Genomic DNA, 14302 nt, shown 5'->3' with positions numbered 1-14302 from the left:
GCAGCCGATCGGTGGACCAGTGCCTCGCTCGTCGCCGCGGCCCGGACGGCCGCGGTGGTGATAGTCCACCGGAGTTGACGCGGGGGCGCAACCTCGGGTCCACACCACGACTACTGCCGCGCCGCGTTCACGCGGGCGCACGCGCCCACGCCCACGTACTCCTCGGTAGATTTCGCGGGGCCCGGGCCCGTGCCACGATGGAGCGGTGACCGACCACGACGACACCACCACGGGCACCCGATCGGGTGCCAAGCCGTCGGTGATCCACGAGGGGCTGCCGACCCAGCTCCCGGACATCGACCCCGACGAGACCCAGGACTGGCTGGCCTCCTTCGACTCGATGGTCGAGGAGCGGGGCCGGGACAGGGCCCGCTACCTGATGCTGCGCCTGCTCGAGCGTGCCCGCGAGTCCGCGGTGGGCGTGCCGGCACTGCGCAGCACCGACTACATCAACTCCATCCCGCCCGAGCGCGAGCCGTGGTTCCCCGGCGACGAGGAGACCGAGCGGCGCATCCGCGCCTTCATCCGCTGGAACGCCGCCGTGATGGTCTCCAGCGCCAACCGCAAGGGCCTCGAGGTCGGCGGTCACATCGCCACCTACCAGTCCTCGGCGAGCCTCTACGAGGTCGGGTTCAACCACTTCTTCCAGGGCAAGGACGCCCCCGGCGGCGGCGACCAGATCTACATCCAGGGTCACGCCTCCCCCGGCATCTACGCCCGCGCCTTCCTCGAGGGCCGGCTGAACGAGGAGCAGCTCTACCGCTTCCGCCAGGAGGTCCAGCACGGCCCCGGCAAGGGCCTGTCCTCCTACCCGCACCCGCGACTCATGCCGGACTTCTGGGAGTTCCCCACCGTCTCCATGGGTCTGACGGCGATCAACTCGATCTACCAGGCGCGGTTCAACCGCTACCTGCACAACCGCGGCATCAAGGACACCTCGCAGCAGAACGTCTACGCCTTCCTCGGCGACGGCGAGATGGCCGAGCCCGAGTCCCTGGGCGCGATCCGCGTCGCCGCCCGCGAGGAGCTCGACAACCTCACCTGGGTCGTCAACTGCAACCTGCAGCAGCTCGACGGCCCGGTCACCGGCAACGGCAAGATCATCCAGGAGCTCGAGGCCAACTTCCGTGGCGCCGGCTGGAACGTCATCAAGGTCGTGTGGGGCCGCGAGTGGGACGACCTGCTGGCCCGCGACGTCGACGGCGTGCTCGTCAACCAGATGAACACCACCCCCGACGGCCAGTTCCAGACCTACTCCACCGAGGACGGCGGCTACGTCCGCGACCACTTCTTCGGTGGCGACCCGCGCCTGCGCAAGATGGTCGAGCACATGAGCGACACGCAGATCGAGAAGCTGCCGCGCGGTGGGCACGACTACCGCAAGGTGTACGCCGCGTTCGACTCCGCCGCCAAGCACGTGGGTCAGCCGACGGTGATCCTGGCCAAGACCATCAAGGGCTGGACGATCGACGCCCTCGAGGGCAAGAACGCCACCCACCAGATGAAGAAGCTGACCCCGGCGGACCTCAAGAAGTTCCGCGACCGGCTCTACCTGCCGATCTCGGACCGCGACCTCGAGCGCTCCTACGAGGAGACCGGCGCCGCGCCGTTCTTCCACCCCGGCGAGAAGTCGCCGGAGATCGAGTACATGATCGAGCGCCGTCGCGCGCTCGGCGGCTCGGTGCCGCGCCGGGTCATCCGCTCCACGACCCTCACGCTCCCGGCCGACAAGGTCTACCAGGAGCTCCGCCAGGGCTCGGGCAAGAACAAGATCGCCACCACCATGGCGGTCGTGCGCCTGCTCAAGGACTGGATGAAGGACCCCGAGATCGGCAACCGCCTGGTGCCGATCGCGCCCGACGAGTACCGCACGTTCGGCATGGACGCGATGTTCCCCAGCGCCAAGGTCTACAACCCGGGCGGCCAGCGCTACGAGTCGGTGGACCGCAAGCTGCTGCTCTCCTACAAGGAGTCCGAGCAGGGGCAGATGCTGCACGAGGGCATCTCCGAGGCCGGCGCGATGGCCTCCGCGACCGCGGCCGGGTCGGCGTACTCCACGCACGGCGAGCACATGATCCCGTTCTACATCTTCTACTCGATGTTCGGGTTCCAGCGCACGGGTGACTCCATCTGGGCCATGGCCGACCAGCTCTCGCGCGGCTTCCTGATCGGCGCCACCGCGGGTCGCACCACGCTCACCGGCGAGGGGCTGCAGCACGCCGACGGTCACTCCCCGCTGCTCGCGGCCACCAACCCGGCCGTCGTGCACTACGACCCCGCCTACGCCTACGAGATCAGCCACATCATGAAGTCCGGCCTCGAGCGCATGTACGGCGAGACCGAGGACGGCAAGCAGGGCGAGGACGTCATCTTCTACCTCACCGTCTACAACGAGCCGGTCAGCCAGCCCAAGCAGCCCGACGACGTCGACGTCGAGGGGATCCTGCAGGGCATCCACCAGGTGTCCCGCGCCGAGGGCGAGGGCCCGAAGGTGCAGCTGCTCTCCTCGGGCGTCGGCATGCCGTGGGTCGAGGACGCCGCGCGGATGCTCCGCGAGGAGTGGGGCGTCGACGCCGACGTGTGGTCGGTGACCTCGTGGAACGAGCTCGCCCGTGAGGCCGTGGCCTGCGAGGACTGGAACCTGCTGAACCCCGACGAGCCGCAGCGCACGCCGTTCGTGACGCGCAAGCTCGACGGCAGCGGCGGGCCCTTCGTCGCCGTCTCCGACTACATGTCGGCGGTGCCGCTGCAGATCGCGCGCTGGGTGCCCGGCGACTACTGCGTGCTCGGCGCCGACGGGTTCGGGTTCGCCGACACCCGCCCCGCCGCGCGGCGCTACTTCCGCATCGACGCGCAGTCGGTCGTCGTCCGGGCCCTCCAGGCGCTCGCCGACGCCGGCGACCTGGAGCCGGAGAAGGTCACCAAGGCCCGCGAGTCCTACCGCATCGACGACCCGACCGCGGTCGCCGACGTGGCCCAGGAGGGCGGCGACGCCTGACCTCGGCTACCGCCGCGACGAAGCCCCCCGACCGTGCGGTCGGGGGGCTTCGTCGTCTCTGCCGTCGTGGAGGCCGGGTGCGTCAGGCCGAGGAGTCGCGCACGACCGAGAGACGACCCATGGCGGCGGGCACCGTCGTCTGGCCTGCCTTGAGCAGCGAGCGCCACTTGCCGCGCGAGTAGGTGGCCGGACGCGTCGTGCGGATGAAGTCGTGGACGATCTTCGCGAACCGCTCCGGGTGGTCCTTGTGCGGGAAGTGACCGGCGTTGGGCAGCACCTCCACCCGGGCCTCGGGCGCGAGCGCCGCGGCGTTGCTGGCGTGCCGCACGGGGATCACGTGGTCCTCGCGGCCCCACACCACCGCCATCGGCATCGCCTGGGTCAGGTAGGCGCGGTCGGCCATCGTGACGATCTGTCCGCGCCAGTCGACGACGGCCCGCACCACGTGCCGGATGGCGTGACGGGCGTGCGGGTCCTTGAAGGTGTCGTAGATGTCGGCGACCTCGGCGAGGTCGCGGGTGCTCCTGAGCCCGGACGCGGCGAGCGCCTTGAGACCGGCCACGCCCACGTGGCGCACGCCGGGCAGGGTCAGCGCCCCCATGACGTGGTGGTAGCCGGGCGTGGTGATCGCGCGGATGAGCGGTGAGACCTCGGGGCCCAGCCCGCCGCTGGCGACCAGCATCAACCGCTCGGTGCGCTCGGGGAACTGGTAGGCGAACTGCATGGCGACGCCGCCGCCGAAGCTGTGGCCCACCACGGTGGCCTTGTCGATGCCCAGCACGGTGAGCAGGTCGCGCATGCCGTTGGCGTAGCCGCCCACGCTGTAGTCGGCGCGCGGCTTGGCCGACTGGCCGTGGCCCAGTAGGTCGGGGGCGATGACGGTGTAGCGCCGGGCGAGGGTGTCGATGACCGGCAGCCAGGTGGTGTGGTCGCAGCCCAGCCCGTGCAGCAGCAGGAGGGCGGGGCCGGTGCCGGTCTTGACGAACGCGCGGCGGTGACCGTGGATCGTCAGGAACTGCACCTCGTGTCGCGAGTCGCTCACCGCGCCTCCTCGGGGGTGGGGTACTTCCGGATTCAACCAGAGCCGTCGGGCCTGGCGCAGGGCAACCGCTGTTTCCACGCGTCATCAGTGCTGGTGGTGCGCACCGGCATGTGACCGTAGCCGGGGTTGCCTCCCGGTTGGATCACCGACCGATCACCCGCAGGTGACGGTCGGGTCACGACCGCTGCCCTGCGCCTGACACGCGCCGAGATCCGGTACCCAGCGGTATCGAGCGGCATCCGTGGGACGGGACGGGACGGGACTACCCTCGGCCTGTGACCACCGGGACCACGCAGGGCATCTCCCGGCAGCGGGCCGCCCGGGCCCTGCGCCGCGCGGCCGGGGCACTGAGCACGCTCACCACCGGCCGCATGCAGGAGGAGGTGGCCTGGTTCCAGGAGCTGAGCGCCGAGGAGCGCGCCTGGGTCGGACAGATCGTCCAGGCCGGCATCGGTGGCTTCGTCGACTGGTTCGAGGACGGCGCCGTGGCCAGCGTGCGGTCGACCTCCGGCGTCACCGCGTCGGTGTTCGGTGCGGCTCCCCGCACGCTCACCGGCGCCATCAGCCTGCAGCAGACCGTCGACCTGGTGCGGCTCTCGATCGAGGTGCTGGAGTCGCACGTCGAGGACGGGGACCTGCTCGATCCCGACGACCGCCTCGCCGTCCAGGCCGCGATGTCGCGCTACGCCCGCGAGGTGGCCTTCGCCGCCGCCGAGGTCTACGCGCGCGCCGCCGAGGCCCGGGGCGCCTGGGACGCCCGCCTCGAGGCGCTCGTCGTCGACGCCGTGCTGCGCGCCGAGACTGACGAGGCGGTGCTCTCGCGGGCCAGCGCGGTCGGCTGGGCCACCGGCGCCCAGGTGGTGGCCGTGCTGGGCCGCACCCCCGAGCGGCGAGCCGACTCCGACCTGTTCGACGAGGTCCGCCGGGTGGCGCGCGCCTCCGGGCTCGACGCGCTCTGCGCCGTCCAGGGTGAGCGCCTGGTCGTGCTCCTGGGCGGACTGGCGCCCGAGGAGGCCGCGCCCGACCTCGTCGACCTGTTCGGCACCGGACCCGTGGTGATCGGCCCGGTCAGCGAGGACCTCGCGCACGCGCACGTCTCCGCGCGGGCCGCCCTGTCCGCGCACCGCGCGGCCGGGGGCTGGCCGGGGGCGCCGCGACCCGTGCACTCCCACCAGCTGCTGCCCGAGCGCGCCCTCTCCGGTGACGGCCACGCCCGCCGCTTCCTCGTCGAGGAGGTGCACCGGCGCCTGGCGGAGTCCCGGGGCGCCCTGCTCGAGACCGTGGCGGCCTACCTGGAGAGCGGTGGATCCATCGAGGCGACCGCCCGCGAGCTCTTCGTGCACCCCAACACCGTGCGCTATCGCCTGCGCCAGGCCGCCGAGGTCACCGGCTTCTCCCCCACTCTGCCGCGCGACGGGCTCGCCCTGCAGGTGGCGATCATCCTGGGACGCCAGTCCGCGCGGTGACGGCCGGAGGATGACCGGCGGGTGGACAGCGGGCGGCCGGTTGTCCAGCAGATCCGCGACTTTGTGGAGACCCTACAAAGTTCGGGGGGCGAGTTTCGTGGCTGCCGACGCCGTCGCGCCGCCGCCGTCGCGGCACAGTGGACCTCGTGCTCGTCATCGTCGCTCCCGGACAAGGCGCCCAGACGCCCGGCTTCCTCGCCCCCTGGCTCGAGGACCAGACCTTCGCCTCACGGTTGCGGTGGCTCTCCACCGTGGCCGGCATCGACCTCGCCCACTACGGCACCGAGGCCGACGCCGACGAGATCCGCGACACCCAGATCGCCCAGCCCCTGCTGGTGGCCACGGGTCTGCTGGCCGCGCTCGAGCTGTTCCCGCACCCCGCCGACGCGTTCAACAAGGTCGGCGCGGTCGCCGGGCACAGCGTCGGCGAGATCACCGCCGCCGCCGGGGCGCGCACGATCACCGCCGAGCAGGCCATGGTGCTGGTGCGCGAGCGGGGCCGCGCGATGGCTGCCGCCTCCGAGGCCACCCCCACCGGCATGACCGCCGTGCTGGGCGGGGACCGCGACGAGGTCCTGGCGAGTATCGACAAGCACGGCCTCACGGCCGCCAACGACAACGGCCCCGGCCAGGTGGTCGCGGCGGGCACCCTCGAGCAGCTCGCCGCCCTCGCCGAGGACGGGCCGGCCAAGGCTCGGCTGATGCCGCTCAAGGTCGCCGGCGCCTTCCACACCGAGCACATGGCGCCCGCGGTCGGCCACGTGGCCGACCTGGCCCGCTCGGTCTCGGTGCACGATCCCCGCATCCCGCTGATCTCCAACCGCGACGGCCAGGTCGTGCACGACGGGTCGCAGGTCCTGCAGCGCATCGTCGGCCAGATCGCGCACCCCGTGCGCTGGGACCTGTGCATGGACGCCATGCTCGACCTCGGCGTCACCGGCATCCTCGAGATGCCCCCGGCCGGCACCCTGACCGGCATCGCCAAGCGCGCGATGAAGGGCGTGGAGACCTTCGCCCTCAAGACCCCCGACCAGCTCGACGACGCCCGCGCGTTCTGCGCCAAGCACGGCGAGAGCTCGGTCTTCAACGCCTCGCCCACCTGGCGCATGGTCGTCTCCCCCACCAAGGGCACCTTCCACCGCGACGCCGACGCGGCCGCGGTCGAGGTGCTCTCCAAGGGCGCGGGCATCGGCACCGTCGAGACCCTGCGCGACTCGATCGCCGTCACCGCCGGGCACGGCGGCGAGGTGCTCGAGTGGCTCGTCGAGGACGGCGACCTGGTCTCCCCCGGTCAGCCCCTGATCCGCCTCCACCCGGTGGGCGGCGTCTGATGCCGCTGACCTCCGGCACCGGCGCGGCCCACGCTGCCCTGCTCGGCGTCGGCGCCTACCGCCCCGAGCGCATCGTCCCCAACTCCGAGGTCGTGGACGCGATCGAGTCCAGCGATGAGTGGATCCAGCAGCGCTCCGGCATCCGCGCCCGTCGCTTCGCCGGGCCGCACGAGACCGTGCGCACCATGTCGGTCGCCGCGTCCCGCGAGGCGCTCGCGGCCGCCGGCGTCGACGCCCGCCAGATCGACTGCGTCGTCGTCGCCACGGTCAGCCACCTCATGCAGACCCCCGCGCTCGCGACCCTGGTCGCCCACGACCTCGGCACCGAGCAGGCCGCCGCGTTCGACATCTCCGCGGCGTGCGCCGGCTTCTGCCACGGCGTGGCCATGGCCCAGGACTTCATCCGCGGCGGCAGCGCCCGCCACGTGCTGGTCATCGGCGTGGAGAAGCTCTCCGACATCACCGACCCGACCGACCGCGGCACCGCCTTCATCTTCGCCGATGGCGCCGGAGCCGTCGTCGTGGGTCCGAGCGAGACCCCCGGCATCGGGCCGGTCGTGTGGGGCTCCGACGGCGAGCAGGCCGACCTGATCCGCTCGCGCCAGGCCTGGGACGAGGTGCTCGCGGACGACGAGCCGCGCACCCCCCACCTGGTGATGCAGGGCAACTCGGTCTTCCGGTGGGCCTCGTTCACCATGGCCAAGACCGCCCAGCAGGCGCTCGACCGGGCCGGGATCGGCGTCGAGGAGCTCGACGTCTTCATCCCGCACCAGGCCAACAACCGCATCACCGACGCGATGGCGCGGGCCATGAAGCTGCCCGCGCACGTGCGCATCGCGCGCGACATCGTCGACAGCGGCAACACCTCCGCCGCCTCTGTTCCCCTGGCCCTCGAGCGGATGATCCGCGAGGGCGAGGCGCGCTCGGGAGACGTCGCTCTCCTGATCGCCTTCGGTGCCGGCCTGGCGTACGCCGCCCAGGTCGTCATCGTCCCCTGACCTGCTGACGCAGGCCGGACCACCCCGCGCACCGACCGCGCGACCCAACCACGAAGGAGACCGCCACCATGGCCACCACCGAAGAGATCCGCGCCGACCTCGCCGAGATCGTCAACGAGGTCGCCGGCATCGACGCCGACGACGTGCAGCTCGACAAGTCCTTCGTCGACGACCTCGACGTGGACTCGCTCTCGATGGTCGAGGTCGTCGTGGCCGCCGAGGAGAAGTTCGGCGTCACCATCCCCGACGACGAGGTCAAGAACCTCAAGACCGTCGGCGACGCCGTCGCGTTCATCGAGCGCGCCCAGGCCTGAGAGGCCGCGCACCACAGCGCCACCAGCACCACAGCAGCACCACAGCAGCACCAGCCACACCCACCCGAGAGAGAGGCACCACCATGAGCCGCACCCGCGTCGTCGTCACCGGTCTGGGCACCAGCAGCCCGCTCGGCGGAGACGTCGAGAGCACCTGGGACGGCCTGGTCGCGGGGCGCTCGGGCGTCCGACCCATCACCGAGGACTGGGTCGAGGACCTGCCGGTCAAGATCGCCGGCACGGCCGCCGTCGACCCCACGCAGGTGCTCGAGCGGGTCAAGGCGCGCCGCCTGGACCGCTCCTCGCAGCTGGCGATGGTAGCGGCGATGGAGGCCTGGAAGGACAGCGGCCTCGACGCCGCGCAGGCCTCCGGCGACCTCGACGGCGACCGGGTGGGTGTGGCCATGGCCTCCGGCATCGGCGGCGTCAACACGCTGCTGGCCAACTACGACACGCTCACCGCCAAGGGCCCGCGCCGGGTCTCGCCGCTGGCCGTGCCGATGCTGATGCCCAACGCCCCGGCGGCCAACATCAGCCTCTACGTCGGCGCCCGCGCAGCCGTCAACACGCCGGTCTCGGCCTGCGCCTCGGGCAACGAGGGCATCGCGCTGGCGATCGACCAGATCCGGCTCGGCCGGGCCGACGTCGTCGTCGCCGGTGGCACCGAGGCGGCGATCCACCCGCTCCCGATGGCCGCCTTCGCCAACATGATGGCGCTCTCCAAGAACACCAGCGACCCCACCACGGTCTCGCGGCCCTGGGACACCGGGCGCGACGGGTTCGTGCTCGGTGAGGGCGCCGGCGTGCTGGTCCTGGAGTCCGAGGAGCACGCCAAGGCGCGCGGCGCGCGCATCTACGCCGAGGTCCTCGGCGCCGGCATCACCGCCGACTCCCACGACATCGCCCAGCCCGACCCGGCCGGGCGCGGCGGCTCCCGCGCCATCAAGCGTGCGCTGCTGGAGTCCGAGATCGACCCCTCGGCCATCCGGCACGTCAACGCCCACGCCACCTCGACCCCGCAGGGCGACATCGCCGAGGGCCTGATGCTGCACGCCACGCTCGGCGCGCACGTCGGCGACGTCGTCGTCACCTCCACCAAGTCGATGACCGGCCACCTCCTCGGTGGTGCCGGCGCCCTCGAGGCGATCGCCACGGTGCTCGCCCTGCACCACCGGGTCGTCCCGCCCACGATCAACCTCGACGACCTCGACCCCCAGGTCGAGCTCGACATCGCCACGACGGCGCGCGACCTGCCCTCGGGACAGATCGCGGCCCTCAACAACTCCTTCGGGTTCGGTGGCGCCAACGTGGCCGTCGCCTTCGGCAGCGTCTGAGCCGGCTCCCAGCCCGCCACCGCCCGCACCGTCCGGCCACGAGACTCGGAGCACCGCATGACCACCACGCCCACCGCCCCCTCGGCACCTCCCGCCCGCTCGGCCAAGCTGCCGCGCGACCAGGACCCGCGCAACCCGGTCACCCGGCTGCGTGCGCTCGTCGACGAGGGCTCGCTCGAGCTGATCACCCCCGACGACGACTCCGGCATGGTGGCCGCGCTCGGCACCGTGCAGGGCGCCCCCGTGGTGGCCTTCTGCTCCGACGCCACCGTGATGGGCGGTGCGATGGGCGACCAGGGCTGCCGCGTCGTCGTCGACGCCTACCACCGGGCGATGACCGACCAGGTGCCGATCATCGGGCTGTGGCACTCGGGCGGTGCGCGGCTGGCCGAGGGCGTCCTCTCGCTGCACGCCGTGGGCCGGATCTTCCAGGTGATGACGCACGCCTCGGGCAAGATCCCGCAGATCTCCGTGGTGCTCGGCCCGGCCGCCGGTGGCGCCGCCTACGGCCCGGCCCTCACCGACGTCGTCATCCTGGGCCCGGAGGGCCGCATCTTCGTCACCGGCCCCGACGTCGTCCGCTCGGTGACCGGCGAGGCGGTCGACATGCTCCGCCTCGGCGGGCCCGAGCCGCACGGCCGGCGCTCCGGCGTCGTGCACATCCTCACCGACTCCGAGGCCGAGGCCCTCGAGCGGGCCCGCACCGTCGCCTCGCTGACCGGCGCCCAGGGCAGCCTGCGGGCCGAGGAGGTCGTGGACCGCGACCTCGAGGCCGTGCTGCCGGAGTCCAAGAAGCGCGCCTACGACGTGCACCCGCTGGTGGAGGAGATCCTCGACGAGGGCACCATGCAGGAGCTCCACGCCCGCTGGGCCCCCAACATCGTCACCGCGCTGGGCCGCTTCGGCGGCCGGTCGGTCGGCGTCGTCGCCAACAACCCGCTGCGCCTCGGCGGCTGCCTGGACTCGCTCTCGGCCGAGAAGGCCTCCCGCTTCGTGCGCATGTGCGACGCGTTCGGCATCCCGCTGATCGTCGTCGTCGACGTGCCCGGCTACCTGCCCGGTGTGGGCCAGGAGTGGGACGGCGTCGTCCGTCGCGGCGCGAAGCTGCTGCACGCCTTCGGCGAGTGCACCGTCCCGCGGGTGACGCTGGTGACCCGCAAGACCTACGGCGGCGCCTACATCGCCATGAACTCACGCTCGCTCGGCGCCACCCGGGTGTTCGCGTGGCCCGGAGCCGAGGTCGCCGTCATGGGTGCCGTGGCCGCGGTCCGCATCCTGCACCGCCGCAAGCTGGCCGAGGTGGCCCCCGACCTGCGTGCCGAGGTGGAGGCCGAGCTGGCCGCCGAGCACGAGCGGATCGCCGGAGGCGTCGACAAGGCCGTCGAGATCGGCGTCGTCGACGAGGTCGTGGAGCCCTCCCGCACCCGGTCCGCGCTGGCCCAGGCTCTGCACGACGCCGTCCAGTCCGACGGCGTGCGCCGCGGGCTGCACGGCAACATCCCGCTCTGAGACCCTCGCGAGCCCCGGCCCACGTAACCCCGGCCGCTAGGGTGGCGTTGACCTGATGACGGACGTCACAGCAACGCTCGAGGAGTCGACCCACCCATGGCCCACCTGGCCCGGACCACCCCGAAGCCGCCGCTCGCCCGCCAGCTGGCGGTCTCCCTGAGCGCCGTGGCCCTGACAGGCACGCTGCTCGCCGTCACCGGACCGCCCGCACAGGCGGCCGGGCAACCCGGCAAGCCCGCCACCTGGGGCTCGACCAAGGCTCCGAACCAGGTGCTGAAGCGCGGCTGCGCCTCCTACCGGTACCGCTACGTCATCACCCCGCCGACCGACCAGTGGGCCGCCGAGCTGTTCCTGACCGGGCCCGGGGGCAAGGCGCTGGCCGGCCCCGCGTTCGACGCCGGCGCCAACCCCCCGCGGGGCAAGGCGTTCTTCCGGCTGTGCGCACCCTCGCTGCGCCTGGGGCGGTACAAGATCCGGATGAAGATCACCTACCAGGACGGCTTCGACAAGTTCGAGGGCTTCGTCCGTCCCTCGACGTTCCGGCTCACCCGCCGCTGAGCCCTGCCGCCTCCGGTAGGTCCGGGCCGCGGTCGGTCAGACGACCTGGTGCAGCCACCGCACGGGCGCACCCTCGCCGGCGTGGCGGAAGGTCTCGAGCTCGTCGTCCCAGGGCTTGCCCAGCAGCTTGTCGATCTCGGTGACCAACGTCGTCTCCCCCAGGGCTGCCTTGACCACCGCGGCCTTGAGGCGGTCCTCGGGGATCATGATGTCGCCGTGCAGGCCGGTGACGGCGTGGAAGATGCCCAGGTCGGGCGTGAAGGAGTAGCGGGCGCCCTCCGTGGCACCGGTGGGCTCTTCGGTGACCTCGTAGCGCAGGTGGTTCCACCCGCGCAGCGCCGAGGCGATGGCAGCGGCACTGCCGGCCTCGCCGCTCCACGAGAGCTCCGTGCGGTACGAGCCGCTCTGGGCAGGCTGAGGAGACCAGCTGGGGTTGACGGCCACGCCGAGCACGCCGCCCACGGCCCACTCGATGTGCGGGCACAGCGCGGACGGCGCCGAGTGAACGTACAGGACGCCTCTGGTCGCAGTGCGGGGTGCGGTGCGTGCGGTCACCGTGGACTCCTCTGGTGGTGCCTCCGGCGCGAGCTGCGCCTTCCCCAGCGGGCTCGTCATGGAGGCTCCGCCGTGAGGAGGCGGGCCGTGCGTGTCACACCTGTGTAGTTAGGTGGCCATTGTGACCCATGTGGCGCCCGGACGCCAGCCCGACCGGCGCCGGCTGTCAGCCACGACCCGCACCCAGTGCCGTGAGCGTGGCGATCACCTCGGTGGCGATGCCCAGTCCACCCAGGTGGCTCTCGCCCCCGATGACGCGCAGGGTGGCGTCGGGCAGCCGCTCGACGACGTGCCGCCCGTGCCGCAGGGGCACGATGTGGTCGTCGTCGCCGTGCCACCAACGCACCGGCACCTGCACGTCGGCCAGCGCGAAGCCCCAGTCCCGCGTGAACAGCACGAGGTCGGTGAGCGGGGCGGAGGTCTGGAACCTGCTGCCGTTGAGCAGGTCGTCCAGGAACATCGCCTTGAACTCGGGGCGTGCCAGCAGGTTCTTGTCCCCCGGCGGCTGGACCGCGGCGTAGAGGTCCAGGATCGGTCCGGCCAGGGGCCGCACGACGCGGATGGCGCCGGTGAGGGCCACTCCGACGGGCACCCGCCCCATGCTCAGCAGCGGCGCGAGGCGCACCGCGAGCCGGATCGGACCTCCCTCGGCCGCATCGGGCCCGACCGTGGGGGCCACGCCGCCCAGGATCCCCACCCCGCGGACGCGGTCCGGCAGTGCGGCACCCGCGGCCAGGGCGTAGGGCCCTCCGCCGGAGAGCCCCACCATCCGGCAGTCCTCGACGCCCAACGCGTCGAGCAGCAGCACGAGGTCGTGCGTCCAGTCGCCGACCTCGGGGTAGAGGTGCGGCGTGGACGACCCGATGCCCGGGCGGTCGATCCCGATGATCCGCACGCCGAGCCGCCGCGCCTCGGCTCGCGCCTCGAGCGGGATCTGGCGCCGGGCACCCGGTGTGCCGTGCATCCACACGATCGCCTGACCGTGGGGAGAGCCGTACTCGGCGAAGCTCAGCCGCCTGCCCTCGCGGACGGCGACCGAGCCCTCCAGGGTGGGACGCGACGGTCCGCTGCTGCCCATGATGACGGGGACCGCGCTACCCGAGCCGGCCCTCGAGCGCCTCGGCGCGCTCCGCGGCATCGGTGAGCTGCTCGCTGTCGATGGCGTACGTGCGGTGGAACCAGGCCAGCGCATCCTGGTCGCGACCGGCGGCCTCCAGGGTGTCGGCGTACGCGTACCGCAGCCGCACCACCCAGGGCGCCCGGTTCTTGGAGTTCAGCGGGGCCATCTCGAGGGTGCGCAGCGCTGCGTCGAACTGCTTCATGTCACGGCGCGCACCGGCTTCGACGATGGTCATCTCGGCCTTCGCCTCCGGGGCGAAGTTGGCCACCGACGGACTCTTGGCCAACTTGATCGCCTGCTCGGGGTTGCCCATCGCGCGGTGGCAGTCCGCCATGATGGGCAGGTAGGCCGTCACGCCGTTCATCCGCTTCGCCGCACGCAGCTCGGCCAGCGCCTCGGCGTAGTGCCCGGCGGCGTAGGCGGCCTCGCCCGCCGCCTCGCGCACGACGGCGAGTCGGGCAGCCCGCGCACGCGCTGCCTTGGTGTGCTGGTAGGCGAGCTCGGGGTCGTCGTCGATCGCGCGACCCGCAGCCACCAGGTGGCGCGCGACCCGGGCCGCCAGCTTCTCCGGCAGTCCCTTGAGCTGGTTGCGGATCGACGGGTCGAGCTCGTCACCGGTGACGTCGCTCGGCAGCTCGGGACCGTCGTAGGCCGCCTGGTCGGCCGAGCGCTGCTCGGGGTCACGGCGAGGCCCGCGACGGTCGTCGGTGCGGCGCGCACCCGGGCCGCCTCGTCGCTCCTGGCCGCCCCGGGCATCGGGCTTGCCGCCCCGCTCGGGTCTGCCGCCGCGCTCGGGCTTGCCGCCGCGCTCGGGCTTGCCGCCGCGCTCGGGCTTGCCGCCGCGCTCGGGACGTGAGCCGCGGGCACCAGGGGCGCCCCCTCGCCGGTCGTCGCGACCCGGTCGACGGGCTCGGTCCTGCGTCATGGTGTTCCTCTGTTCTCGTATGTCCTCGTGGCACGTGGTGGTGCCGTCGTGCCGTCACAGGATCCCACGCCAACGGTCGGCGCGGCGAACGCGCTCGAGCGGCAAGGACCCCTGAAATAGCGTAGAGGCCACCTTGCGGTGGCCTCTACGTG

12 protein-coding genes are annotated in these 14302 nt (G+C 72.6%); 8 read left to right on the top strand and 4 right to left on the bottom strand.

Features of this window, described 5'->3' with window-relative positions; translation table 11 throughout:
* Positions 1-259: 259 nt before the first annotated feature.
* Positions 260-2998, top strand: coding sequence for a pyruvate dehydrogenase (acetyl-transferring), homodimeric type (gene aceE, locus ABD948_RS14015; protein ID WP_345268018.1), 2739 nt, complete (start codon positions 260-262; stop codon positions 2996-2998).
* An 82-nt stretch (positions 2999-3080) separates the two neighbouring features.
* On the opposite strand, the gene ABD948_RS14010 is transcribed toward aceE, so the two are convergent.
* A complete protein-coding gene (locus tag ABD948_RS14010; protein ID WP_345266858.1) occupies positions 3081-4040 on the bottom strand; it encodes an alpha/beta fold hydrolase in 960 nt (319 codons plus the stop codon).
* Between the two features lie 275 nt (positions 4041-4315).
* On the opposite strand from ABD948_RS14010, the gene ABD948_RS14005 reads away from it, so the two are divergent.
* The 7 genes from ABD948_RS14005 to ABD948_RS13975 all read left to right on the top strand — a co-directional run bounded on the left by ABD948_RS14005 (position 4316) and on the right by ABD948_RS13975 (position 11550).
* Positions 4316-5506 carry a PucR family transcriptional regulator gene (locus tag ABD948_RS14005; RefSeq protein ID WP_345266856.1) on the top strand — a complete coding sequence of 397 codons (1191 nt, stop codon included), beginning with the start codon at positions 4316-4318 and terminating at the stop codon, positions 5504-5506.
* Between the two features lie 146 nt (positions 5507-5652).
* Positions 5653-6837 (top strand): acyltransferase domain-containing protein, encoded by a 1185-nt coding sequence (locus ABD948_RS14000; RefSeq protein WP_345266854.1) that lies wholly within the window; start codon positions 5653-5655, stop codon positions 6835-6837.
* The gene (locus tag ABD948_RS13995; RefSeq protein ID WP_345266853.1) at positions 6837-7835 is read left to right on the top strand and encodes a beta-ketoacyl-ACP synthase III; all 999 of its coding nucleotides are present in this window, start codon (positions 6837-6839) and stop codon (positions 7833-7835) included. The genes ABD948_RS14000 and ABD948_RS13995 overlap by 1 nt, the downstream gene beginning before the upstream one ends.
* 68 nt (positions 7836-7903) lie before the next feature.
* Positions 7904-8149, top strand: coding sequence for an acyl carrier protein (locus ABD948_RS13990; protein WP_345266851.1), 246 nt, complete (start codon positions 7904-7906; stop codon positions 8147-8149).
* An 83-nt stretch (positions 8150-8232) separates the two neighbouring features.
* A complete protein-coding gene (locus ABD948_RS13985) occupies positions 8233-9483 on the top strand; it encodes a beta-ketoacyl-[acyl-carrier-protein] synthase family protein (RefSeq protein WP_345266849.1) in 1251 nt (416 codons plus the stop codon).
* 57 nt (positions 9484-9540) lie between these two features.
* The gene (locus tag ABD948_RS13980) at positions 9541-10992 is read left to right on the top strand and encodes an acyl-CoA carboxylase subunit beta (RefSeq protein ID WP_345266847.1); all 1452 of its coding nucleotides are present in this window, start codon (positions 9541-9543) and stop codon (positions 10990-10992) included.
* Between the two features lie 96 nt (positions 10993-11088).
* The gene (locus tag ABD948_RS13975) at positions 11089-11550 is read left to right on the top strand and encodes a hypothetical protein (RefSeq protein ID WP_345266845.1); all 462 of its coding nucleotides are present in this window, start codon (positions 11089-11091) and stop codon (positions 11548-11550) included.
* A 36-nt stretch (positions 11551-11586) separates the two neighbouring features.
* Here the strand turns inward: ABD948_RS13975 and ABD948_RS13970 are convergent, their stop codons facing one another.
* The 3 genes from ABD948_RS13970 to ABD948_RS13960 form a co-directional block, all read right to left on the bottom strand.
* The gene (locus ABD948_RS13970; protein ID WP_345266843.1) at positions 11587-12105 is read right to left on the bottom strand and encodes a DUF3145 domain-containing protein; all 519 of its coding nucleotides are present in this window, start codon (positions 12103-12105) and stop codon (positions 11587-11589) included.
* Positions 12106-12271: 166 nt separating this feature from the next.
* Positions 12272-13183, bottom strand: coding sequence for an alpha/beta fold hydrolase (locus ABD948_RS13965; RefSeq protein ID WP_345266841.1), 912 nt, complete (start codon positions 13181-13183; stop codon positions 12272-12274).
* A 16-nt stretch (positions 13184-13199) separates the two neighbouring features.
* On the bottom strand, positions 13200-14150 hold the full coding sequence (locus ABD948_RS13960; RefSeq protein WP_345266839.1) for a tetratricopeptide repeat protein: 951 nt from the start codon (positions 14148-14150) through the stop codon (positions 13200-13202).
* Between the last annotated feature and the right edge of the window lie 152 nt (positions 14151-14302).

Origin of the sequence: Nocardioides nanhaiensis (assembly GCF_039542785.1) — a bacterium.
Taxonomy (GTDB): domain Bacteria; phylum Actinomycetota; class Actinomycetes; order Propionibacteriales; family Nocardioidaceae; genus Nocardioides; species Nocardioides nanhaiensis.
This window is presented reverse-complemented; position numbering and strand designations above follow the sequence as displayed.